This window comes from Candidatus Palauibacter sp., from assembly GCF_965213655.1.
In the GTDB taxonomy this organism is placed as follows: Bacteria; Gemmatimonadota; Gemmatimonadetes; order Palauibacterales; family Palauibacteraceae; genus Palauibacter.
In genome coordinates this window covers 1692677-1716089 of record NZ_CBDBZT010000003.1, presented here as the reverse complement: position 1 = coordinate 1716089, position 23413 = coordinate 1692677, and the positions used below count along the sequence as shown (strand labels likewise).

Below are 23413 nucleotides of genomic sequence, written 5' to 3'. Positions count from 1 at the left end.
TTATGGCACGTCGCGTTGCAGGCGCTAGGTGGCGGCGAGCGCTCGGCGCAGGAGGCCGTCCCAGCTGTTGCGGTTGCGGAGGTGTACCCATGGAGTTGCTCCGCCGACGGGACGCTCGGCATCAACCAGGAGCATCGCAATTCTGTCTCCGGCGCGAGCGCCGTCGTGAAGTCCTTGTCCGCCTTCTTGCGCCCGCCACACGCCCTAATTCGCGGCATCCTGCCCTCAAGGCCCACCAGCGGGTCCCGCCGATTTCTCCGCGTATCCACGACGCCCCGAGGCGATACTTGTCCGGCCACGGCCTGAGTCTCTCGGGACCTCGGGACTGAGGCGCTCCAACCGGGTGCACCCGTCGATCTTCTCGCAGACAACGATCGTCTCGGGGGTGTCCGTGAGAGCATCGACGAGGATGTCCGCGTGCGTGGTTACGACGAGTTGCGTCCGTTCGCTCGCATCGAGAAGAAGTGTGGCAAACTGCGGATGGATGTCCGGGTGCAATCCCAGTTCAGGCTCTTTGATGGACGATCAAGGGGGGCGGCTCGGAATCCACCAGGATTGCGAGCAGGCAGAGGAAGCGGAGCGTCCCAGCGGACACGCGGCGAGCGGGTATGGCTAGATTGCCCTCCATCAAGTAAAGAGTCAGCGCGCCGCCTTCCGGAACCACCTCGATATCGCTGAATCCCGCGGCGAGTTCACGGATCAGTTCAAGCAGACGTCGTTTGACGGGAGGGCTTCGCTTGAGCACGGTGAGTCGCGCCGGGAGATTGTCGAAATTCTCCGACCAATGGTCCGCCCGTGCGTCTGGCGAGCAAGCTTTTCTGACTACGGCGTCCGGGCCGAACTGCCAGCGCCGGTAGATCCGGATCCGCGCCAGGACATCCGCTAGCCGGCCAACTCGGGATACTCCTCCGGATCCCTTCGTTGAGAGAGGATGGACTGGGTCACGTCCAAGGTGTCCCGTCGAAGCTCTCGTTCCCCGCCATCCCGGACGGTCAGCATCGCACGGCCATGCTCGTACCCAAGGTAGAAATACGGTTTGTCCTTGCCGGAGGGGGTCTCAGCATTTTCCAATCGCTCGTCTCGACCGACGAAGGAGTCCCCGTCAGCCCCAAGAAACCAATCGATACCGCACGGCCGGATTGGTATGGAATCGGGCGATTCGGCCCTCGGCGAACACCACCTGGGTCCGGGCGGACGGCGAGTCTACGCCGGGGCCGGTCGTCGTCGTCGAAGGATCGACTGTCCAGAGCCAGTCCCGAACGCGGCCACCCTGCCGGATCGGCAGCGGAAGGTCTCGCGGGACGGCCCGCAGTACGGACCCGGCGCCGCGCCCAAAGGAGAGAAAGCCCTCGAGGGTTAGGGCTTTCAGAAGAGGGCTGGACGGCTCGGTCATGCGATCTCCGTTACATGGGATGCAGTCCTGCTGCCTTCGCCTTGTCTCCGGATCGGGACAGGCTAGCGTGTCCGCGCGGCGGCGGCGGTGAGCGCTCGGCGCAGGAGGGCTCGCTCGATGACCGCCGTGGGGGACGACGCGTCGGCGAGCGCTTCGGCGCGGGCGCGCAGCGAGGCGACAGTTACGGTTTCGAAGGCTCCGAGCGCAGGTCCGCCGTCAGGGCTTTCCGCGGCCACGTCGAACAGGAACCGCGCGAGGCGCTCGTCGGGCTCGAAGGGACGCCCCTGACCGAGCGATTCAGGCCACAGCAGCGCCGCCTCCAGGTGGCGGCGGGCAGCTTCGCGGTTTTCGGCGTCGAGTTCGTCCAGCGCGGCACCGACATGTGCGAACTCGTACAGGCGGTGGGCCTCTCCGGAGTTCTCCGAGGGAAGGACGTGGGTGTTCCCGAGAATCTCGACCGCCTCGGTGTGGTCGCCCGCCTGGATGAGCCCTCGCACGTGGAGGAGGGCGAGGTTGAAGTCGTCCGGGAAGAGTTCGCGTCCCTGGCCGGACACCTCGCGTGCCTCGGCCCAACTCCCGGTTTCCTGCAGGTGCCGGATGAGGGAGATGCGGAGAAGGCGGTGGTCGGGATCCACGGTGACCGCGCGCCGGAAGTCGGGTCCCGGGTCGCCGCCCATGACCCCCGTCAGGTGCGCGCGCGCCGCGTAAGCGGGTCCGTAGTCGGGCTCGTCGCCGAGGGACGCCAGCACTTCGGCCGCCTCGGCGTCGCGGTCGAGCGCCCACAGGTTGAGGCCGAGCAGGTAGCGCCAAGCCCAGTGCGGGTCCTCGGCGGCGGCCCAGCGCAGGACCGGCAGGGTCTCGGCGCGGTAGGGGAAGGCGAAGTCGGGATCGGCTCCCGCGCTCAGCATGTCCGCGTCGCCACGCAGGAAGGCGAGCCACGCCGCGGCCACGGGGCTGCCGCCCACTTCATCCGCCAACTCGAGCAGGCGGGCGGCATGGTCGGGCAGCCCCCGGTTCGCGTAGCCCACGGCAAGCTCCAGCAGCGTCTGGTCCGGGTACTCGCTCCGCATCGATTCGGTGAGGCGAGCCGCCTCGGGCCCCCCTGCCGCCTCCGGGGCGCCGGATCCTTCGCCCCGCGCCGCCAAGTATCGCTCGGCCAGCGCGAAATGGTTCAGCGGGTCAAGCTCGAGAAGTTCCGTCAGCGCTTGGGCGGCGCCGGCTTCGTCCCCCTCTAGGCGTGCAGCGATTGCCAGCACCTCGCGGGCCGGGATGCCCACGCGGTCGTGATCGAGCGCCAGCCCGGCATGGCGGCGCGCCTCGGCCAGGTCTCCCGCGTCGAGCGCCAACTCCGCCAACCGGACGCGCGCCGCGGCGCGGAAGGCCACCGATCGGGAGGCCCAGCCGAACGAATCCAGCGCATCCGCGCGATGCCCAAGGGCGAGATACAGGTTGCCGGCGAGGAAGTTGGCTTCGGGATCGTAGGTGTCCAGCTGGAGGACCCGCCGCGCGTGCGCGAGGCCGTCTTCGTAGCGGGCCGACCTCAAAGCCAGCGCGGCCAGACCCAGCAGCGCCTCCCGGTTCCAGGGCTCGGCCGCGAGCGCCCGCTCGTAGAGCGCTCGCGCTTCCGCGTAACGCCGACCCCGCGCCAACTCCCTTGCCTCGAACACCAGACGATCCGTCTCCGGGAGGCCGTCCCACGCCCCTGAGTTGGTCTCAAACGGCCGGGACACCGAGGGCTCCGCCCCGAATCCACACACGCCATCCAGCCCAGGTTCTTCCGCGTTCGAGCAGGCTTCCAGACCGAGTCCGGGCAGCGCGACCCGCCATGGGCCCTCGGGCGCGACGTCGAACTCGACGTCCACCGGCTCAAGCGCTTCGAGCGCCACCGCCTGCGCGGCCACGTGTTCACCGCCCGACCAAACCCTGACGGTGTCGGCCACGGCCCCGAACGCCTGGGCCACCACCCTCAAGCGGCGACCCTCCCGTTCGACGTGCATGGCTCCATGGGGGGACGCGTCGGTGAGGCCGCCCGTCCCTGCCAGCGGGAACCACCACTCGGTCCAGCGGCTGGCCGAGAGGGGATCGAACCCGCCCTGGGAAATGGGGTTGCGGTGCGCTCCGGGCGAGTACTGCACGTGCAGCCGTCCCGCCTGGAACTCGACGTACTGTCCGTCCGTGTCGGTGAGCAGGTCCTCCCAGATACCGCCCGCGCGGGACAACGCCCACAGCCACATCTTGCGCCCCGGCATTTCCTCGTGAGGGGCCCAGTGCCCCCAGCCGTAGCCCTCGTCGTGGTAATAGCCGCCGAAGAAGTCGTTGAGCGCCCCGACGACGTGGTACGACTTGTGTCCGTCGAACGCGTTGTTGCGATACAGGGGAAGGAAACGGCCCTCCGCGTCCAGGGGCCACGCGCGCTCCTGCCCGGAGTGCTCCAGATAGGCGTTGCCGGGCACGAACAGTTCCAGGTCGTCCTGCGCGAAGGCCGCGGCCGTCATCCAGTTGTAGTAGGGCTGCTCGAGCGGGGTCGGGTTGTACCACAGGACGCGCGTCTCGAAGGCGGCCCGGTCCGGCGGGAGGCGGATCTCGACGCGCCACGGCGTACGAGCCGGGAGGTCGGTCGCGCCGACGATCGTGCTCACGCTGCCGTCCGCGTTCTCCCGCACGAGATAGTCGACGGGGGTGGCGGTCGCCGGCGTATGCCCGATGACGCCGAAGTTGAACTCGAGGCCGCCCGAGGTCCACGGCCCGCGCAGCGCGATGTCCCGGAACTTCATCACTTCGTTCCGATAGATGAACTCGTGGCCAGTCTCCTTCACCACGGCCCCCCACACCTTGCCGCCCACCTCGGGAAGGACGAAGACCTCGATGAGGTCGTTCTCCATCGTTACGACCTTCCATTCCCGGGGCTCCGAGGACGCGGCGTACCCCTCGAAGGTGTGGTAGGGGTACAGCCGGCGGTCGGTGGCGAGCACGGGGACGGGGTTCGGATCCGAGAACGGATACGTGTCGAGGACGCGCACCTCCTCCGAGATGCGGGCGCGCGGTCCGGGGGCGCATGCCGCCGAAGTCAGAATGGCGCACAGGACGGCCGCCTCCAGCGCGGTTGTCCGCGCGCGGCGGGAGGTCAGTCGGGGCATGTGACACCTCCGTGGCTCGTTACCGTGGCTCCGTCGGACGCTGCGGCCACGAATAGCGCGCCGCCAGCCCCCCCTCGGGGCTCGTAGAAGCGTGCTCGCAGCGCGGCCATCACGCTCTCCGCCCGGCTCGCCCGGCAGAGCGCGATCGCGCAGCCGCCGAATCCCGCGCCCGTGAGCCGCGCCCCGGCCGCGCCCGCGTCGAGGGCCACGTCCACGATCTCGTCCAACGCCGCCGTGCTCACGCCGTAGTCGTCGCGCAGGCTGGCGTGCGACGCGTTCATCAGCCTGCCGAATGCGGGCATGTCCGCCTCGCGAAGCGCGGCCTCGGCTTCGATCACGCGGCGGCCCTCGGTGGCCACGTGGCGAAAGCGTCCCCACAACGTCGACGGCAGCGCTTGGCGCGCCCCGGCGAGGGTGGCGGCGAACTCGGCCTCGTCGGCCTCCACGACCTTGAGCCACGAGGTCCGGCCCAGCCGCTCAAGCGCCTCCGAGCACTGTGCCCGCCGCTGGTTGTACGCCTCGCGCGCCGCTCCGGCCTTCTCCGCGCGCGCCAGCGAGGAGGCGACGACCCACCGCCATCCCACCGGCACCGGCACCGGCGTCACGCGCAGCGGCTCGAAGTCGATCCTCAGCGCATGACCCTTCGCTCCGCAGAGGGACGCGGCCTGGTCCATCCCGCCGCCCTGAACGCCAACGAACCGCTCGGCGCGGGCCAGCAGTGCCGCGAGTTCCAGCGGTTCCACATGCTCCTCGTTCGCGTGCAACAGGGCCAGCGCCGATGCGACCACGAGGGCGGATGAGGACGACAGCCCCTCCGCCACCGGGACGGTCCCAGCGACCGTCCCCCCGATGCCCCGCTTCAGTTCGACGCCGTGGTCCAGCAACCCCTTGGCGGCGGCCCGGACGTAGTTCGACCAGTGGCCCTGGGGCGCAGGTTCGATCGGCCGGTCCAGGCGGAAGGCGAAGGGGCCGTGGTCGGCATCGCCGTCCAGTTCGACCGTCGGCTGGCGCAGCACGTCGAAGTCCACGCGGATGTGCCGATCGAGCGGCATCGGAAGCACGGAGAGGCCGTTGTAGTCGAGGTGCTCGCCGATGAGGTTGATGCGCCCGGGCGCGATCGCGACCCCACGGGACGGTGTCCGCGGCACCCGCAGTGGACGGTCGTACGGGCTCTGCGCGGGGCGGGCTATTGCCGTGCGAGCGGGCTTCGCTTGGAGATCTTCGGGATAGGCCCCGGCCGCGGTCAGCCGCAGGAGCGAGGCTGCGACACCCTCTCGATCCCCTGGGAACGTGACGCCCATCCAACCCTCGCCGGTAGGCAGAAGGCCCAGGCTCGTCTGTCCGGAGGTGACGAGGTCGCTCACGATTTCGGAGAGGTAGAACTCGTCGTCGGCTCCGGGGGAGGAGGCAAGGAAGGCGCGGAACCGCTCCGCCAGCGGCGGCAGGACCTCGGGGAAGAACCCCCACAGGCCCATGCATACCTGGCTGTCCGCGTCGGCGCGGATCGGTGTCCCGGCGGCGGTACGCCCCACGACGGCCTGCGCGGCGGCCGGGATCTCGGGGGCCGCGGTCGGTTCCATGACGGACGGACGGCCTCCGGGACTGGTCCGCGGCGCATCGCGCTCGAAGCGCAGGTCGAGGCCCTCGGTCATGCGGCGCAGCGTACCGTCGGGCTCCGCTTCGCAGAGGCCCCGCGACACGCCCCCGAAGTCGGACAGGGTGTCGGCCAGCGGGTAGGTGACGGTGACGGCGCGGACGCCCGGGGGAGGGGCCGCGAGGGCGTGGGCCAGGCTCTCGTACGCGGCCCGCCCGTAGAAGTCGTCCGCGTTGCAGACCGCGAACGGACCACGGTGGGGCAGGGCGTCCGCGGCGGCCAGCACCGCGAATCCCGTGCCCCAGGGGCGGACGCGCCCGGGCGGGGGGAGCGGCACGAGGTCGGCGTGTGCGAGGCGCTGGCAGGCGAAGGATAGTGCGATTCCGGCCTCCCGCAGCGGGCACAGGCGCGCCTCGAACTCGTCTCGCTGACTCTCCCGCACCACGAGCACGAAACGCCCGAAGCCCGCGCGCAGGGCATCGTACACCGCGTATTCGAGCAGCGCTGCGCCGCCCGGCCCCACGGGCTCGAGCTGCTTGGCGCGGCCGAACCGGGTGGATCGTCCGGCGGCGAGGATCACCAGCGTCGGCCGCTGCGGCCGATCAGCGGACTCGGCACCCTTCATCACGACAGCTCGACCGTCCGCGCTTGGCCTGCCACCTGAAGCCCTTCGATGCGGGCCCAAGCCGCATCGCGAGCGGCGTCCCCTCCCATGTTTCGAGCGACGAACGCGGGCCAGCGGGAGCCGATGCGCAGTCCGCGCCAAGGACTCGCGTCGACGAACTCCTCGATCGCGCCCAGCGCGAACAGCGGCCCCCAGCTCTGGAAGCGCTGACCCCGCCCCCGGCCGCTGCGCGCGTCGAAGTTCTCGCGGCAGAACCCCGTGCGCCCGCGGTCGGCCAGAAACATGAGCGCTCCCTTCCAAGCCAGCTCGCTGGCGAGTTCATCAAACCCGTAGCGCCGCAGTCCCTGCAGCACGAGATAGTTCATGGGCGGCCAAATGGAGCCGCGCCAGTACTGCTGGTCGTCGAACGCCGGGTCGTTACGCGAGATCGTGGGCAGCACCCACTCTCCCCAGAAGCGATCCGGGTCGCGCAGCACGTCCACCATGCGATTCGCCTGCCGCGCTGATGGCACGCCCGCGATCAGTGGAAGGAAGTTCGACGACGCCACGCGAGGAGAGTGACGATCCCCCGGCAACTCGTCCAGGTAGAGCCCGGCGTCCTCGGACCACAGCACCCGGTTCATCGTCTCGATGATCCGGCGGCGCTCGGCCTCCAGTCGCTCCGCGTCCGCCATGTGGCCCAGGATGCGGCCGATCCGCGACAGGCACTCGAGGTCCAGGGCGCGGTAGCTGCAGAGATCGACGGCGGACACGGCGAGGACTTCCCGCCGTGGATCCCATTTCACGTCGTCCCACAGCGGCAGGTCGTCCTGGCCCGATTCCCACGCCGCCCGCTGGTGGCCGCTCGCGCCCACCTCCCACCCCGGGAGCTGCTCGTCCTCCGGAACCAGCGCCGTATCCGAGCCCCACGCCAGCAGTCCCGGCGTGAGGCCCTCGCGGCGCGGGCGTCCACCCTTGTCGGCCACCCACCAGTCACTCCACGCGAGGAGTCCGGGCCAGGCGGCGGCCAGCGCGTCCGCGTCAGGGCAGGTGAGATGCAGCTTCAGCGCCGCGAAGGACCCGACCGGGGGCTGGGAGCGGTCGGGCGTGCCTCCGCGCCGGCTCCTCCAGTTGGGCACGTTCCCGTTCGTGTAGCGCGACGCGATCCCGGCGAGGAGAGCGTCCCACGCCAAGCGCCCAGAGGCGGTAGTGAGCGCGAGCGCGTTGAAGAACGAGTCCCATCCGAACACCGTCCAATCGTCGGGAGCCGGCGCGCTCTTCCGCGTCCTGTCTCCCGATCCGATGTCTTGCGGTGTGCCGCCCGTTGATCCGCCGTCTCCCGGTTTCGGGAAGATCCAGCGGCGACCCGCCGGCGCGTACCGGCGTACGGCCTCGGGTTGGAGGAGAACGGTCCACATCAGGTTGTCCGTGACGGCTTCAACCAGTCCCTCGGCGGCCCCCGACGAACGCGGGCGGCGGCGGTCCCAGTCGGCGCGGGCGTCATCGATCCAGCGGTCCAAGCCGGGGAGAAGGCGTTGGGAGCGACTCCGGGCGGCTCCGGCTGCGGACGGTGTCTCCCTCGCCTCCCAGGCGACCACGGTGGCAGCCCGTGCCCCCGCACGAGGCCCGAAGGCGGCGGCGATCTCCACGCTTCCGAGCGCCGCATGCCAGCCGCCGGGCGCTTCCTCCCACCGCGCGGCCCACCCCCACGGATCGTCGCTCACCAGTTCCACGCGGCCCCGCGCGCGCGCCACGGCCCGCAGAGCCACAGCGTCTTCCCGGCGCGACCATTCCAGGGTAAGCGTGCCCTCCCCGGGGCGGGACGCAGACGAAGGCTCGGCGGCGAGGTCGAACTCCATGCGCGCGTAGGATCCATCCGGCGCGTGGGGACCGACGCGGGAGACCATCCAGTACCAGTCCTCCAGTTCGCGGCGCTCGCCGCTTGGCGTCGTGAAGACGAGGCGGAGACCGATCCCGTCGTCGGGTCCGGCCGCGAACACGAGCCCGGCCCAGCGGCGCGCCTCGAGCGCCCCGACGCGCATCATGCCCGGCCGGGGCGGGTACCAGCGCGCGCCACGCTACCGAATCCCCTCGAGCTGGATTCCGCGCACGAAATACCGCTGGGTGAACAGGAACAGGAGCGCGATCGGCAGCACGGCGGCGACGCCGGCCGCCATCTGGTAGGGCCAGTTGATTTCATAGGTGGAATGGAACGCGGCGATCCCCACCTCGACCACGCGCATCTCCATGGACCGGGTGACGAGGAGCGGCCACAGCAGGTTCTTCCACGCGTCGACGAACGCGAACAGGGCGAGCGTGGCCACGGCGGGTTTGGCGAGGGGCAGGGCGACGCTCCAGAAGATGCGCAGGCGTCCCGCGCCGTCCACGCGCGCGGCGTCCTCCAGTTCGCGGGGTAGCGTGCGGAAATACTGTCGCATGAGGAAGATGCCCCACACCGAGACAAGCTCCGTGGAGATGAGCCCCTGGTAGGTGTCGATCCAGCCGAGGCTCTCGATCATGAGGAAGCGGGGGATGAGCACGACGACTGCCGGGACCATCATTGTCGACAGGAAGAGCATGAAGAGCCCGTCACGTCCGGGGAAATCGAGGCGGGCGAAGGCGTACCCCGCGGTGGCCGCTGTCGCGACCTGGCCTACCGCCACGGCGGTGGCGAACACGAGCGAGTTCAGGAAGTAGCGCCCGAAGGGCTGGACGGTCAGCGCCTCTGGATAGTTCGACCAGCGCGGCGCCCGGGGGAGGAGGCCCCCGCCGGAGAACACCTCGAGCTGCCCCATGAGGCTCGTCAGTCCCATCCACGCGAAGGGTGCCGCCATGACGAGGCACGCCGCGGCGAGCAGCAGCCCGCGCGCCGTCCGAGGCACGATGGCGCGGTCAGGCATGGGCGCGACGTGTCTCGAGAAAGTGGAAGTGCAGCCACGTAGCGGCAAACACGATGGCAAACAGCATCCAGCTCATGGCGGCGGCGTTGCCGAACTGGAGGAACTCCCACGCCTCGCGGTAGATGTGATAGACGGCGACATCCGTGGCCCCCAGCGGGCCGCCCTCGGTCATCACGTAGACGAGTCCGAACACTTGGAAGGACCCGATGACCGACGTCACGAGAACGAAGAACAGGGTGTGGCGCAGGCCGGGCAGGGTGACGTGACGGAAGCGCTGCCACGGCCCGGCGCCGTCGACCCGCGCCGCGTCGTACCAGTCGCGCGGGATGGCGGCGAGGCCGGCCTGGAAGACGACCATCTGATAGCCCACGACCATCCAGATGCCGATGAGCATCAGGCTGAGGAGTGCGGTATCGGGCGAGGTGAGCCACGGAACGGATTCGAGCCCGGCCCGCTCCAGACCCCGGTTCAGGACGCCGTACCGGTCGCTCAACAGCCACTTCCATACGACCGCGATCGCCGCCACGCTCGTGATGCCGGGCAGGAAGAGGGCGAGCCGGGCCCAGCGCATGGTGCGGCGCGATCCCCGGGTGAGGAGCGCGAGGGCGAGGGCGAAGACCATCGCGGCGGGTACGTGCAGCGTGAACAGCGCCGTGTTCCCGATCGCCGACCACCACTCACGGTCCGTGAGGAGCGCCGCGTAGTTGTCGAGTCCGAGGAAGAGGGGCGCGGGGTCGATGAGGCGCCATTCGTGCAGCGAGATCCACAGCGAGAAGAGGAGCGGCCCGAGCGTGAACGCGAGGATGAGGGCCGCGGCCGGCGCGAGGAGGCCCCAGGCCGCCAGCGTTCGACGCAGGGTGCGGGGTCGGGACGCCAGTTGTACGAGGTGGAGGACCAGCGCGACCAGCAGGGCGGCGGCCAGGCCTGCGGCGGCGAGCGGGAGCGCGGGCGAGGCGGTGCGCTCATATCCGAGGAAGGCGAGGTGGATGTCGGCGGCGCGGGCCGCATGGTAGGGGGCGCCACCCACTTCCACTACGTACGGCACGTCGGGTGCCGCCCCGGCGAGTGTCGCCACGCTTCGTCGGGGCGAGGCGGCGATGGCTGCCGCGACTTCGGCCGGCATGGTCCACTGCTCGCTCGGGGACCCCAGCGAGGGGTCCTCGGCCCACGGAAGATTGGCGACCCGGGCGGCGCGCGCCGGATCCGCGCCCATCGTCATGGCGAGGTCGACGGCTCGCGCGCCCTGGGTCGCGGTGGCGGTACTCAGCGATCGGAGTTCGCGGTTCGCCCACCGCTCCGCGGCGACCGCCGTCAGGGCGATGCAGCCGACGGAGAGGAGCGCGATGCCCACCGGATACCGCCGGCGCGTCGGCCCGTGGCGGCGGGCGGCGGCCCAGCCCGAGATGAGCGCCACGCCGGCCAGCGCGATGGCGGTGGCGACGGTGGGGAAGGCGATCTGCGGTCCGCCCGTGCGGCCCGGGACGACCGCAATCCAGGCGGCGGGGTCGAGCGCGCCGGCCTCGTAGGCGTACGCCCCCACCCGGCCGCCTGCGGCGTCGGTGCCGAGGATCGTGGCCCGTGCCCCGAGCAGAGCGGCCACGGCCCGACCGCTGCCTCCTTCCTCCTCCCACAGCGCGGCCGCCATGCGCGCCTCGGCCTCTGCCGCGGCCACGCGTACGCCCTCCACCCGGATCGCCGCCATGGCCACAACCAACCCGAGGCCGGCGGCGAGGGCGAAAACGGCGAGAGCGGTGAGCGCCGGCTGCCGCACGCCGCTCACCACTCGAACTCCGCGTCGATGCGGCGGGCTACGTCCGAGGCGCTCGATGCGAGGGGCTCTCCCCGCACCAACCGTCGGTCCATGATCTCCACCGCCAGCGCCTCGATGCGGGAAAAGTCGCGCACCCGCGCGCCCCACGTCATCCGCGCGCCCCCGACCAGCGCGATGAACGCGTCCTCGACCCCGGTGTCGTCCGCCGAGGCGATTTCCGCCGCCACATCCATGCGCGAGGGAATCGCGAGCCCCGACCGGGCCCGGATGCGCTGCGCTTCTGGCGAGGCGAGGAAGCCGGCCAGGTCGATGGCCCGGCGCAGGTGTGGCGCGTTGGGCGGCACGGCCCACCCCGACGCGTACAGCACGCTGGTCGCCGCCCGACGCGACGGGTGGTGCGGGATGGGGACGATGGCGAGGTCCAGGGCGCCCGTCTCCACCAGGTCGCGGAACACGGGGAGCGTCCAGTGGCCCGACAGCAGGAACGCCTGTCCGCCCGACGCGAAGCGCGCTTCCCGCGCGGGGTCCCCTTGCTGGACGAACTGCGCGCCCGGGGTGAGGCCGTCCTCCGCCATGGCCGTGAGGAAACGGTAGGCCTCCAGCGCTTCCGTCCCGTCCAGGTATCCCTCCGCCCCGTGGCCGCCGGGGGCCAGGATGTCGCCTCCCGCCGACCACACGAACGGAACCCATTGGTACAGGTTGCGCGGGAAGTCGAACCCGAACACGTTCGGCCGACCGTCGCCGTCGGTGTCGGCGACGACCGCCTCGGCGGCGCGCCGGAAGTCCGTCCACGTCCAGCCGGCCGGCGGCGCGCCGGGCGAGGACGCGGCCGGCAGCAGATCCTCGACGCCCGCGGCGGCAAGCACGCCGCGATTGGCGTACAGGACCATGGGCGTGAAGTCCTTCGGCAGCGCGAACATGGATCCGCCCCGACGAAACGCGTCCGCCACCTGCCCGAACACACTGTCCGGCCGAAAGCCGAGCGCCTCCTGATATGGCGCGAGGTCCAGCGCCAGTCCGCGCTCCACGAAGGTGGGGATGTCGGGGGAGTCCATGAGGTAGACATCGGGCGGCCGTCCCGCCGCGATCGAGGTGAGCAGGCGCTCCTCGTATCCGTTGGGTGCGGATTCCAGCACGACCCGCACGCCGGGGTGCAGGGCCTCGTAGTGGTCGGCCACCTGCCGCTCGATCTCCAGTTCGTGACCTCCCGCCCAGAGGGCGACGCGCAACGTCGTGCCGGACTCGCCGCGAGCGCAGGCGCCCCCCGCGAGGCCGACGGCGAGGATGGCTGCGGCGCGGACGGGCCGGCTGGCGCGCGGTGAGCGCTTCGTCATCGCGATCCCGGATGCGGCATCGGCCGCGGCACGGCCTCCTCGCGGCGGCCATCCGGACCGAACAGGTGGCTGCGCTCCCAGGCGACGGAGACGCCCACGCGGTCGCCGCGGACCACCCGCAGGGCAGGGGAGGCGCGTGCCACCCACGCCGCGTCGCCCGGGCCGTCCAGGTGGACGCGCTGCTCGCTGCCCAGCGCCTCCACACGCAGGACGGTGGCGTGGAAGGTGCCGGCCTCCATCGAGTCGCGATCCCCACCCGCGGCCACGACGAGGTCTTCCGGTCGCACCCCAAGCGTCGCTCGGTCGACGCCCGACGGCGCATGGAGCGCGAACGGACCGCCGGCCAGGTGGCCCGGCTCATCTCGGGACAGGCGGATGCGGTTGATGGGCGGCGACCCCACGAAGCTCGCCACGAACAGGTTGGCCGGCCGGCGGTAGACCTCCTCCGGTGTGCCCACCTGCTGAAGCCGACCGCGATCCATGACCGCGACCCGCTGGCCCAGCGACAGCGCCTCCACCTGGTCGTGCGTCACGAAGATCATCGTCGTGCCCAGGCGGCGGTGCAGGGCGGCGATCTCGTCGCGCGTCCGCAGGCGCAACTCCGCGTCCAGGTTCGAGAGCGGCTCATCGAACAGGAACACGCCCGGATCGCGGACCATGGCGCGCCCCAGCGCCACCCGCTGGCGCTGTCCCCCGGACAGCTCGCCGGGTCTCCTGGACAGGAGTTCGCCGAGCCCGAGGACTTCGGCGGCCTCCGTGACGCGCCGCTCGATCTCGATGCGCGGCGTGCCGCGTACGCGCAGGCCGAAGCCCAGATTCCCGGCCACGGTCATGTGCGGGTAGAGCGCATAGCTCTGGAACACCATGGCCACGTCCCGGGCGCCCGGCTCGACATCGTCCACGCGCCGTCCCCCGATCCACACCTCCCCCGCGGTGGGTTCGACGAGCCCGGCGATGAGGCGCAGCAAAGTGCTCTTGCCGCACCCGGAGGGGCCCACCAGCACCATCAGCTCCCCGGGCCGGACCTCGAGGTCCAGCGCCCGCACAGCTACGACCTCACCGTACCGCTTCTCCACCCCGCGCAGTTCCACGCCCTGCGACGCGCGGCTCACGGAGTCCATGCCACCCGGAGAGCCTCGCCGCGCGGCCCGCCGAACTCCTCTCCGTCCACGGCAAGGCTCACCCGTTCCCTCTCCACCTCGACCCACAACGTGCGGCCCCGCGCGGTCACCGGTCCCAACGACACGCGGGCGGGACCGTCCGGCAGCGGCCGCACCTCGACGCCCGACGCGTCCACATGGAGCCCGGCGAACCCTCGCGCCAGCAGATCGAGAATCCACGAGTGCTGGTAGTCGTCGATGCCCCGGAAATGGCACGCGCGACCGGTGTGGGGGTTGTAGTGCTCAAAGCAATTCGGGCGCGACGGGTCGCCATCGGTGAACATCATGCGCGTGAAGCGGTGAAGCATGTCGGCCGCCAGCCCGCCGGCCCGCTCGTTCCCGCCGCGCCAGCACCGCAGCAGCCCGTCGATCACATGGCTCGTCGTCATCGGCCATACCCGTCCGTTCCACGGGCAGTTGCGGCGCCTCCCGCGCCAGATGCCCTCCGCCGAGAATCGCGGATCGTCCCCGCTCGACGAGGGCAGTGGGAAACGCGTGCCGAAAGTCGCGGGGTCTTCGAGGTGGTCCAGCAGGGCGTCGAGGCGCGCGCCGTCCACCCGTCCGGCGAGCAGCGGGTAGAACCCCACCGCCGCCTTAACGCCGGTGCGCTCTCCGGTCCGCCCGTCCACGTCCGTGAACAGTCGGGCCTCCGCAGACCACATCCGCTCGTCGATCGCCCTCCAGCACCGGGCCGCAAGTGCCCGCCACTCGGCCTCGTCGCCCGGCCGCGCAAGGCGCCGTGCCACCGAGCCGAGGGCACGGAAGAGCTGGTGCGCATACACCGTGACATCGATCCCCTTCAAGCGGAGGCGGGGAGACCACCCCGCCACGTCGGCCTCCTCGTCCACGGCCATGTAGCGCGACATGTACTCCTGTCCCGTCTCGAAATGGTTCGTGACGGTGAACATCCCCGACCCCTCCGGGTCGCGCGCCGCCGTCAGCCAGCGGGCGTAGCGCAACAGTCCCTCGTAGCAGCGGGCCAGCGCCGCCGCGTCGGGGTGCATGTCGTCGACCGCGAGCAGCGCATCGCCCCAGTTGGCGTGGTAGAAGTCCGTGCCCTCGAGGCGCTCGGGATAGAGGCGCCCGTGGAAGGAGCCGTCCGACTTCTGGTTGTCGACGAAGTTCAGAAGCGAGCCCCACGCCTCTCGACCGCCCCTCCGCCACCTCATCTCCATCATGTGGCACTGCGCGCTGTACGCAATCGGCACGTGGAAGTACTCCGGCCCCTCCGCGATGGCGGGGTGTCGCACCGGGCCCCACCGACCCTCGATGCGATTCAGCCCAAGGCCGTAGATCCGGTAGTCGAAGTAGCGGTCGAGATACGGATCGCCGCACCGGAAATCGGGAAACCCCTCGAAGAAGGACTCCCAGGCGGAGGCTGCCGGCGTCTCGTCGGTCCGGGGCGCCGGACAGGTTGCAACCCGGGCCCTTGAGGACGGTGGAGCCGGCCGGCGGGCTTCGGCGCCCTGGAGCCCGAGGGTCAGTCGGATGGCCAGCGGACCACGACCTTCGATGCCCGCCAACGGAACCGCGACGGCGATCCAGATCCACCCGAAGCGACGAGCGTCCGGGTCGGCGCCCGCGTCGGCGGTCTCGGCGTGCCCCGTAACGCCAGCGTCTTCCGCAAAGGGCGAATGCCGCCATTCGGGCGCGGCGCTCCCCTCGGACGACACGATGCGCCGCCACGCGGGCGAAACGGAACCCGCAAGTTCCACGCGCAGAACCAGTTCCTGCCCGCGCCGGTCCGAGACGGCGCGCGTCCAGCGCACCCCCTCCGCCGTCGATTCCACCCCGTCGGTCGCGTCGGCGGGCTGCGCGGTGAATCCGACGAGATGGCTGTCGAGCCCCGACGGGAAGTGCCAGGACGACTCGATGATTCCGCCCGGCCGCACCTCGCAGTTCTCCTCGAAAATGACGCCTCGCTCGTCCGACCACATGGTGGCCAGCCGCCCGGGTCGCCATCGGGGCGGGGTGCCATCCTCCGGCCTGCGGGTCACGCTCCGGAGAGGGCGCTCCAACCCGTCCGGGCGCACGAGAGCCACGGAGAAACCCGGGCCGACCTCGTGCTGCAGCAGGTGAACGGGATCCCACAACCCGGGCCGGTGAAGCCAACGCGGAAAGGGCGGGGCCCACACCACCCCGTCGAGTCCCCCCAAAAACCACTTGTCATCGCGGGCCAGCGCCGCGATGCGCGCCTTGGGCGAAACAGCCTGAAGGGACGGAGGGACGTTCATCGGAACACCATCGAACCGCGAGAGTCGTCGGTCAACGGACTGACACTTCCTCCCGGCGAGGCGCGTAGGCGGGCACAGACCACCGAGCCATTCAGGCGGGTGGCTCGCCGGCACGGGGATTCGCGGACGCGCCGACGGTAAACCCTGTTCAATGTCTGGAGGAAGAGATGTCCCGGAATCGTCACTATCTCGGCCGTCCTTTGCGGCGGACTGCCCTCGCGGGCGCCCTGCTGGCCAGCCTGACCGCGATTGGCTGCATGGGCGACGAAGAGGCGCATGATGAAGCCCGGGAAGCGGGGGAGGAGGTGAGCGAAGTCCTGGACGGGGCCGCGGACGAAATTGCCGCCGTGGTGACGAATGCGATGGACGAGGTCGGCAGGATCGTGGCCGAAGCCGCCGAGGGACTGTCGGCCGGAGCGCTGGTCGAGGATCCGATCCCTTTCCGCGAGCTCGAAGAGTTCCTGCCCGACAGGGTCGGAGATTTTCGGGTGATGTCGCGGGAGGGCGGGACCGGGGGTGCGATGGGGTTCAAGCTGTCGGCGGTCGAGGCCGAGTACGAGGGCGGGAACCGTGCGGAAGTCGACATCTCCATCGTCGATACCGGCGCCCTTCCGGTGATCGGGTCCGAGGGATTCGTCGAATGGCTCGATCTCGAGGTCGACGAAGAAAACGACCGCGGGTGGGCACGCACGATCGAGTACGGGGGTCACCCGGCTATGGAGGAGTTCCGGCGCACCGACGGAGACCGGGGCCGGGTCACGTTCACGTACTTCGTGGAGGGTCGCTTCGTCGTCGTGATCGAGGGACGCCGGGTCAGCGTGGATGAGGTGTATGAGATCCGTGACCGGATCGATACCGACGGCTTGGCCCGCCTCCGGGACCGCGACGGGGGATAGCTCCGAGCGGCGCTATCGATCCCAGGCCGAAGGGTCGGGGATCCCCCGGCTGATCTGCACTTCCAGGCCGGGTTCGAGGGACAGCGCGTCGGCGACGGCTCCGGCCAGCGGGGTGGATGGCAGGTCGCGAAGGAGGGCGCGCACGCGGCGGGTCACCGGGTCGCGCACGAGTGCCACGCGGCGGTCGCTCGCTCCGTCCAGCGTGACCGATCCGCCGGGACCCGAGAGGCTGAGGCTCGCCAGGGCTTCGTCCCACCCGGACTGAACCGGCAGCGCGAAGGCGAAGCTCGACGCTCCGTTCCCGTCGCGGATCAACGGCATGTCGAAGCGCAACTCGAACAGTTCTCGGCCCGTCGCCGTCTTCCCGTGGATCCGATACTCACCGCCTGACCGAGGCAGACCGGGAGGGGCATCGAGAACGAACGCCGGCTCCAGGTATGGAGTCCCTCGGTCGTCGACACCGCCCCACAGGAGGAGCGTCGAGTGCCGGCCGGGAGCCGCATCGCCCGAGGAAGACTCGTCACGCTCGGTCCGGAGCCGGTGGCGCATCGCGTTGTTGAAGTGGTAGTCCCCGATCCAGTGGGGATCGCAGTACCCCATGATGTCCGCCATCTCCGGAGACACGAGCGACCCGCCGTCGCGAGAATCGTACCCCCATGCGCCGATGAACCCCCCGGGTACGGGATACCACGGATCGACGCTGGTCGCGCTGCACGGGGCGTGGCTCAGGCTCATGTTGTGCCCGAATTCGTGCGCGATGATGTCGGCGCGAGGGTCCGAGAACGTCACGAAGCCGGGTCTCTGTCCCAGGCCGCCCCCGTCGCTGTTGACCATGGTCCCCATGTAGTGCCGGGTTCCCCCTTCCATTCGCCGGATCGCAGCCGTCTCGCCAATCAGGGTGCTCTGGCTCCTGGAGGACGTCATGACCGGTTCGTGTCTGGTGATCGTGAAGTCTCCGATCGGCAGGAGCGTACGGGTATCCCAGAGAAGTTCGTGCTCCGGGGTCAGGCTCTGGACGATGTCGACGATCGACCGGTCGGGATCCGAGTTCAGCAGGAACGGGACCACCGTGACGTCGAAAGTGGGCATCAGCCGGACATCCACGGCGAGGCGGCCGATTTCGGGGATGCGCCGCGTGAGCCCGAGCGCCGGGTCCAGCGTCGCGTCGGGGTCCGTCTCCACAACGACTTCGAGGCCCGGTTGCACGACCCGCCCCGGGATCACGGCGTTGGCCGATGACTCCAGCGACCCCTCGTCGATCTCGACCGGTACGGGGTTCGACTGCGCGGCGATGTCGGCGACGTGCACCTCCGAGTCGTCCACATAGAACCGGGCCCGGACGCGCGGGAGGTCGACGATGGAGCCTGCGGGCGCCGTCAGGAACACGCGGAGGAGCGCGGAGTCGCCGGCGATGAGCGGCACCGGAAACGCGGCGGACTGGACGGCCTGCGTCAGGAGCACAGCGCCATCGTTCCCGCAGGGAGAGACGCGGTGTCTTCGCAGCCGCTCCAGCCATTCCGCGAACGCGCGGTCGGCGGGCGCGCACAGGGCCGTCCCACCCAGATGAAGCTCGAAGAGCCCGGGAATCGACATCAGCGAGAGGGGTAGGGATCCGGAAAGTCCCGCGTTGCCCGACAGATTGAGCCACTGCAACTGGGCGAGGCGCCTGAATTCCTCGGGGATCGGCCCGACGAGGGAGTTCCGAAGGAGGAGTAGGCGCTGGAGTCGAGTGAGGTCCCCCAATTCCGGCGGGATCGGTCCGTCGAGTTCGTTGTCGCTCAAGTCCAGTGTCGACAGGCCGCGCAGGGTGCCCAGCTCCGGCGGGATCGGCCCGGTGAATTCGTTATCGCTCAGGTCCAGCGACCCGAGGGTGGTCAGGTCGCCGATATGCGAGGGGATCGGCCCCGTCAGGTCGTTGCCGTTCAGGCTGAGGAAGCCGAGGCGCGAGAGACGACTGAGTTCGGGGGGGATCCCTCCGGACAGCGCGTTCCGAGACAGGTTCAGCGACCACAGTCCGGAGAGATCGCCAAGCTCCGGCGGCAAGGCTCCTTCGAGCCTGTTGAACTCGAGGTCGAGCGCCGCGACCCGCCCGTCGCCGTCCACCTCGACGCCGTGCCAGGTGTCGAGCGCCCGGCCGGTCAGCCAGTTCTCGTCGTTGTGCCAGCCATCGCCTCCCGTAGCCCTGTAGAGCGCTTCGAGTGCGACATGATCCGCCGTCACGGGAAGCGGAACGAGGACCTCGAAGGTCAGCACCGCCTGCCGACCGCTGGGGTCGCGGGCCCTGATCGTGACCCGCGCCTCGCCCGGCGCCACGCCGGCCACGGCCACTGACGTCCCGGAAAGCGAGGCCGTAACCACGCTGCGATCCGATGTCTCCGCCGAGAACGTCAGGGCGTCTCCGTCGGGGTCCGTGAAGTACGCGGACGCTTCCACGGTCAGCGTATCGCCGGCTGCGAGTTCCTGGGCCGGGATGGTGTTCGTAGGTACGGGCCGCTGGTTGGGGGTCGCCGGAGGTGGCGCGGTCGGCTCGTCCCCGCAGGCCAACCCCAGGGCGAGGACAAGCGCGAGCAGCCCCGGGCCTACGGGGGACGGGTCTTTTCCAGCCATTCTAGCGGCTCATCCGTCGCTCGAGGTTCTCAAGGGTCGATCGTTCCCGATCGGAACTCTCGATGATGCGGTCGGCAAGATACTCGATGTTGTCGACCGGAGCCTCACCCGCGCGGGCATCGAGCTTCTCGAGGGCTTCCGCTTCCCGTTCCCGTAGGCTGCGATACCCGTTTCCACCGATTTGCGGATCGCGGATCGCTTCCCTTTGGCGGGCCGTGCCTTGCCGAGCCCGTTCAGCATCCAGATCACTGCGGCGATCCCCAGGACGGTGAACATCCCGGGCCCACCCGCCACGAAGCCCCCGTAGCAGGAACCGACGAGGACGAGCGGGACGACCCAGTGAGCGACCGACTTTGTCTCGCCGCCTCTTCACCGGGTCCGGAGGATCTCCTCGTCGAGCCTGCGTTCCGCCGCACGCGCTTCCCGCTCGAAGCAGCGTCGAGCGAGGGCGTCCAGCGAGCCGTCGACAGCCGTCATGGCGCCTTGGCGACGCCCGTCCCGACGTCCAGCCGCGTCAGCTGGTGGCGCGGGGCGGCGCGCGCACGATCACGCCGGGCACTCCTGCCTCGCGCAGCCGGTTGTTGAAGGCGGCGACATCGGTGTCGATGATCTGCTGGAGCGTGTTCAGCCACCCGCCCAGCTCGGCCTCGAGTTCATCGGCGCGGACGGCCGCCACCGCGTTGGGGCGGTCGTAGGTCGACGAAACATAGCCGTACAGGTTCGCGATCTCGTTGTCGAGCATGGGCGGGAAGTTGAGTGGGTCCTGCCCGGACTCGTTCTTCGTCTGGAAGAGTTCCTCCTCCACGTCGGTCAGCTTCTCGCCGGTCTCGTCCGCCATCTCCGTGAAGTCATCGCCGTAGCCGGCTTCCTCCACCGACGTGGCGACGTCGCTCATCTGCGAACGAATGGATCGGGCCTCGCGCACCGCGTCGTGCGATTGCTGGAGGAGGCCGCGCACGCGGATCATCAGGTCGTGCTGCGCCTGCAGGTCGGCGACCGTGACCTGGTCCGCCACGCGCGGGTCGATGTGCACCGCGAGCGGCTGGGTCTGCGTCACGTCACCCGCCGACAGGCGCACCTCGTAGCTTCCCGGCACGGCGGGCACGCGGCCGGTGAAGCCCCAGATGCGCGCGCCCTGGACGAGGTCGGGTCCCTCTCCCTGGAGGTTCCACGTCATCCGGTTCAGCCCCGCGCTCGCCTGCAGGCGGTCCGGCGACCAGGTCGGCCCGCGGCCGATCGCCGCCTTCGCATCGTCATCCCAGGAACCGGGGCTGGTCGAGTAGGCGCGCACGACCTCCCCGCCCCCGTTCAAGATCTCGATGTTGACGGTTTCCTCGTTCCCCTCGCCGAGCGCGAAGTGGATCGACGCACCGCTGGGGAACACGCCCTGTGCGCGCACCGCGTCGCGCGGCGCGTAGAGGTGAACATCGGCCGCCAGCGTGGCCGCGGACATCGTCCGGAGCGGCGACACGTCGTCGAGGATCCAGAACGAGCGGCCCTGCGTTCCGATCACGAGGTCGTCCTCGTGCACGAGCATGTCGGTGATCGGCGTGATCGGCAGGTTCTGCTGGAAGCTCTGCCAGCTGGCCCCGGCGTCGAAGCTCACGTAGAGGCCGAATTCGGTGCCGGCGTAGAGCAGGCCCTCCCGCACCGGATCTTCGCGCACGACGCGCACGAAGTGCCCCGGCTCGATCCCGTTCGTGGAGAGACGGGTCCAGCTCTCCCCGTAGTCGTCCGTGCGCCACATGTAGGGCGTGTCGTCCTGCATCCGGTAGCGGTACACGGCGACGTGCGCCCGGCCTGGGCCATGCGCCGAGAGGTCGATCATGTTCACGGTCGAGAACTCGGGCAGGTCCGCAGGCGTTACGTCCGTCCAGTTCGCCCCGTCGTCGCGCGAGTTGTGGATGAGGCCGTCGTCCGAGCCGGCCCACAGGACGCCCGCCTCGTGCGGCGATTCCTCGAAGGCGAAGATCGTCCCGTACATCTCCACCCCGGTGTTGTCCCACGTGATGCGCCCGCCGGCGTGCAGCATCTTCGTCGTGTCGTTGCGCGTGAGGTCGGGGCTGATCGTCTCCCACGAATATCCCGCGTCCCGCGTCCGGTTCACGTACTGCGAGGTGTGATAGACGACGTCCGGAGCGTGCGGCGAGATCCGGATCGGCGCGTTCCACTGGAAGCGGTGCCGCATCGTTTTCGGGGCCTGCCCCAACTGGAGCTGCGGATAGAGGAGCATCTGCCGCACGTCGCCCGTCCCGCGGTCCACCCGGTTGATGCTGCCGCCGTAGCAGCCCGCGTACGTGACGTTCGGGTTGCGCGGGTCGATCGCGATGTGGCCGCTCTCGCAGCCCCCGACCGCCGCCCAGTGCTGCGGCGCCTGCACCGCGGGCATCCCCCGGCTCGGCACCATGATCGTCGAGTTGTCCTGCTGCGAGCCGTACACGCGGTAGGGGAACTGGTTGTCGACGAACACCCGGTACATCTCGGCCGTGACCTGGTTGTAGTACGTGGACCAGCTCTCCGCGCCGGTCGTCGTCACCTGTCCGCCGCCGTCGTTCGCCACGACCTGTAAATCCGGGTTCTCGTAGTTGATCCACAGGTCGTGCACGTCCCCGTGCGGGACGCCGTAGCTCTGCCACGTCACGCCCCCGTCGACCGACTTGTTGTAGCCGACGTTGAGGGCGTAGACCGTGTTCTCATCCACCGGATCCGCGTAGATGTGCGTGTAGTACCACGCCCGCTGCTGCAGCCCGCGGTCGTCGTTCACTCGCCGCCAGCTGTCGCCGCCGTCCTCCGAGCGGTAGACGCCGCCCCGGTCGTTGGGCGCCTCAATGAGGACCCAAACGCGGTCGGGGTTGGCGCGGGAGACGGTCACGGCCGCCTTCCCGACGAGGCCCGTGGGAAGCCCGCCCTCGAGCCGATTCCAGCTGTCGCCGCCATCGGTCGAGCGGAAGATGCCGGACTCCTCGGAGCCCGAGATCGCGGTCCAAGGCTTGCGCTCGCCCCGCCACGCAGCAGCGAAGATGATGCGGGGGTTCCGCGGGTTCATGGCGAGGTCCACGACGCCCGTGGAGTCGGAGATCGCGAGCACGTGGTCCCACGTCTCCCCGCCATCCATCGTGCGGAACACGCCGCGCTGCGGGTTGGGGCCGAAGGGGTCGCCGATCGCGGCCACGAAGGCGATGTCCGCGTCGTCCGGATGGACCTCGATACGGCCGATCTGGCCCGCGTTGGGGAGTCCGATGTGGGTCCAGGAGTCGCCGCCATCCGTGCTCCGATAGACGCCGATCCCCTTCGAGATGTTCCCGCGGATGCAGGCCGAGCCGGTCCCCACGTAGATCACGTTCGGATCGCTGTCCGCCACGTCGATCGCCCCGATGGACCCCGTCTCGATGTACCCGTCGGAGATGTTGATCCAGTTGAGGCCAGCGTCGTCGGTGCGCCACACGCCGCCTCCGGTCGCGCCCATGAAGTAGGTGAGCGGCTGCTCCGTGATCCCGGCCACGGCCGTGCTGCGCCCGCCCCGCGGCGGCCCGATGGAGCGGAAGCCGAGACCCGCCACATCGGCGGAGTCGAAGACCACGGCCTCCTGCGCGAAGAGCGACGAGGGCGAAGTGGCGAAGCCCGCCGAGGCGAGGACGAGCGTGGCGAACGTGACGACGAACTGCTTGCGCATGGGATTCTGGCTCCTGTTTCCGGCGACTCGAATCCGCCCAGATCTGCGTAGGCCGGCCGCGCGCGGCGTCCCGGACCCCGAGGGCGGCAACGTAAATGGCAGGTGCCCGT

At 70.2% G+C, this 23413-nt stretch carries 12 protein-coding genes; 1 reads left to right on the top strand and 11 read right to left on the bottom strand.

Annotation, left to right across the window (positions count from 1 at the left end; translation table 11 throughout):
• Positions 1-225: 225 nt before the first annotated feature.
• The 9 genes from ACOOGH_RS09785 to ACOOGH_RS09745 all read right to left on the bottom strand — a co-directional run bounded on the left by ACOOGH_RS09785 (position 226) and on the right by ACOOGH_RS09745 (position 16127).
• Positions 226-504: a hypothetical protein gene (locus tag ACOOGH_RS09785; RefSeq protein WP_420450104.1), complete on the bottom strand. Its 279-nt coding sequence runs from the start codon at positions 502-504 to the stop codon at positions 226-228.
• Positions 505-1455: 951 nt separating this feature from the next.
• On the bottom strand, positions 1456-4530 hold the full coding sequence (locus ACOOGH_RS09780) for a DUF5107 domain-containing protein (protein ID WP_420448734.1): 3075 nt from the start codon (positions 4528-4530) through the stop codon (positions 1456-1458).
• Positions 4518-6749 carry a galactokinase gene (galK, locus tag ACOOGH_RS09775; RefSeq protein ID WP_420448733.1) on the bottom strand — a complete coding sequence of 744 codons (2232 nt, stop codon included), beginning with the start codon at positions 6747-6749 and terminating at the stop codon, positions 4518-4520. Before galK ends, ACOOGH_RS09780 begins: the two co-directional genes overlap by 13 nt.
• On the bottom strand, positions 6749-8773 hold the full coding sequence (locus ACOOGH_RS09770; protein ID WP_420448732.1) for an amylo-alpha-1,6-glucosidase: 2025 nt from the start codon (positions 8771-8773) through the stop codon (positions 6749-6751). Before ACOOGH_RS09770 ends, galK begins: the two co-directional genes overlap by 1 nt.
• A gap of 33 nt (positions 8774-8806) precedes the next feature.
• Entirely contained in the window at positions 8807-9628 is an 822-nt protein-coding gene (locus tag ACOOGH_RS09765; RefSeq protein ID WP_420448731.1) for a carbohydrate ABC transporter permease, read from the bottom strand.
• Positions 9621-11408, bottom strand: a complete 1788-nt coding sequence (locus ACOOGH_RS09760; protein WP_420448730.1) for a carbohydrate ABC transporter permease — start codon at positions 11406-11408, stop codon at positions 9621-9623. Before ACOOGH_RS09760 ends, ACOOGH_RS09765 begins: the two co-directional genes overlap by 8 nt.
• Complete coding sequence (locus tag ACOOGH_RS09755; RefSeq protein ID WP_420448729.1) at positions 11405-12733, bottom strand: ABC transporter substrate-binding protein; 1329 nt, start codon at positions 12731-12733, stop codon at positions 11405-11407. The genes ACOOGH_RS09760 and ACOOGH_RS09755 overlap by 4 nt, the downstream gene beginning before the upstream one ends.
• Positions 12730-13854 carry an ABC transporter ATP-binding protein gene (locus tag ACOOGH_RS09750; RefSeq protein WP_420448728.1) on the bottom strand — a complete coding sequence of 375 codons (1125 nt, stop codon included), beginning with the start codon at positions 13852-13854 and terminating at the stop codon, positions 12730-12732. The genes ACOOGH_RS09755 and ACOOGH_RS09750 overlap by 4 nt, the downstream gene beginning before the upstream one ends.
• Positions 13842-16127, bottom strand: coding sequence for an MGH1-like glycoside hydrolase domain-containing protein (locus tag ACOOGH_RS09745; protein WP_420448727.1), 2286 nt, complete (start codon positions 16125-16127; stop codon positions 13842-13844). Before ACOOGH_RS09745 ends, ACOOGH_RS09750 begins: the two co-directional genes overlap by 13 nt.
• Before the next feature lie 167 nt (positions 16128-16294).
• Here ACOOGH_RS09745 and ACOOGH_RS09740 point away from each other — a divergent pair, with 167 nt between their 5' ends.
• On the top strand, positions 16295-17023 hold the full coding sequence (locus tag ACOOGH_RS09740) for a hypothetical protein (RefSeq protein ID WP_420448726.1): 729 nt from the start codon (positions 16295-16297) through the stop codon (positions 17021-17023).
• A 12-nt stretch (positions 17024-17035) separates the two neighbouring features.
• Here ACOOGH_RS09740 and ACOOGH_RS09735 read toward each other — a convergent pair whose 3' ends face one another.
• Together ACOOGH_RS09735 and ACOOGH_RS09730 are read right to left on the bottom strand one after the other, a co-directional pair.
• The gene (locus ACOOGH_RS09735; protein WP_420448725.1) at positions 17036-19630 is read right to left on the bottom strand and encodes a M66 family metalloprotease; all 2595 of its coding nucleotides are present in this window, start codon (positions 19628-19630) and stop codon (positions 17036-17038) included.
• Positions 19631-20144: 514 nt separating this feature from the next.
• The gene (locus ACOOGH_RS09730) at positions 20145-23303 is read right to left on the bottom strand and encodes a VPS10 domain-containing protein (protein ID WP_420448724.1); all 3159 of its coding nucleotides are present in this window, start codon (positions 23301-23303) and stop codon (positions 20145-20147) included.
• Positions 23304-23413 lie beyond the last annotated feature (110 nt).

Coding starts and splice junctions, on each gene's coding strand:
- ACOOGH_RS09750 (WP_420448728.1), bottom strand. CDS start 13,854: ATGGACTCCGTGAGCCGCGCGTCGCAGGGCGTGGAACTGCGCGGGGTG.
- ACOOGH_RS09765 (WP_420448731.1), bottom strand. CDS start 9,628: ATGCCTGACCGCGCCATCGTGCCTCGGACGGCGCGCGGGCTGCTGCTC.
- ACOOGH_RS09730 (WP_420448724.1), bottom strand. CDS start 23,303: ATGCGCAAGCAGTTCGTCGTCACGTTCGCCACGCTCGTCCTCGCCTCG.
- galK (WP_420448733.1), bottom strand. CDS start 6,749: ATGAAGGGTGCCGAGTCCGCTGATCGGCCGCAGCGGCCGACGCTGGTG.
- ACOOGH_RS09745 (WP_420448727.1), bottom strand. CDS start 16,127: ATGAACGTCCCTCCGTCCCTTCAGGCTGTTTCGCCCAAGGCGCGCATC.
- ACOOGH_RS09770 (WP_420448732.1), bottom strand. CDS start 8,773: ATGATGCGCGTCGGGGCGCTCGAGGCGCGCCGCTGGGCCGGGCTCGTG.
- ACOOGH_RS09735 (WP_420448725.1), bottom strand. CDS start 19,630: ATGGCTGGAAAAGACCCGTCCCCCGTAGGCCCGGGGCTGCTCGCGCTT.
- ACOOGH_RS09755 (WP_420448729.1), bottom strand. CDS start 12,733: ATGACGAAGCGCTCACCGCGCGCCAGCCGGCCCGTCCGCGCCGCAGCC.
- ACOOGH_RS09780 (WP_420448734.1), bottom strand. CDS start 4,530: ATGCCCCGACTGACCTCCCGCCGCGCGCGGACAACCGCGCTGGAGGCG.
- ACOOGH_RS09740 (WP_420448726.1), top strand. CDS start 16,295: ATGTCCCGGAATCGTCACTATCTCGGCCGTCCTTTGCGGCGGACTGCC.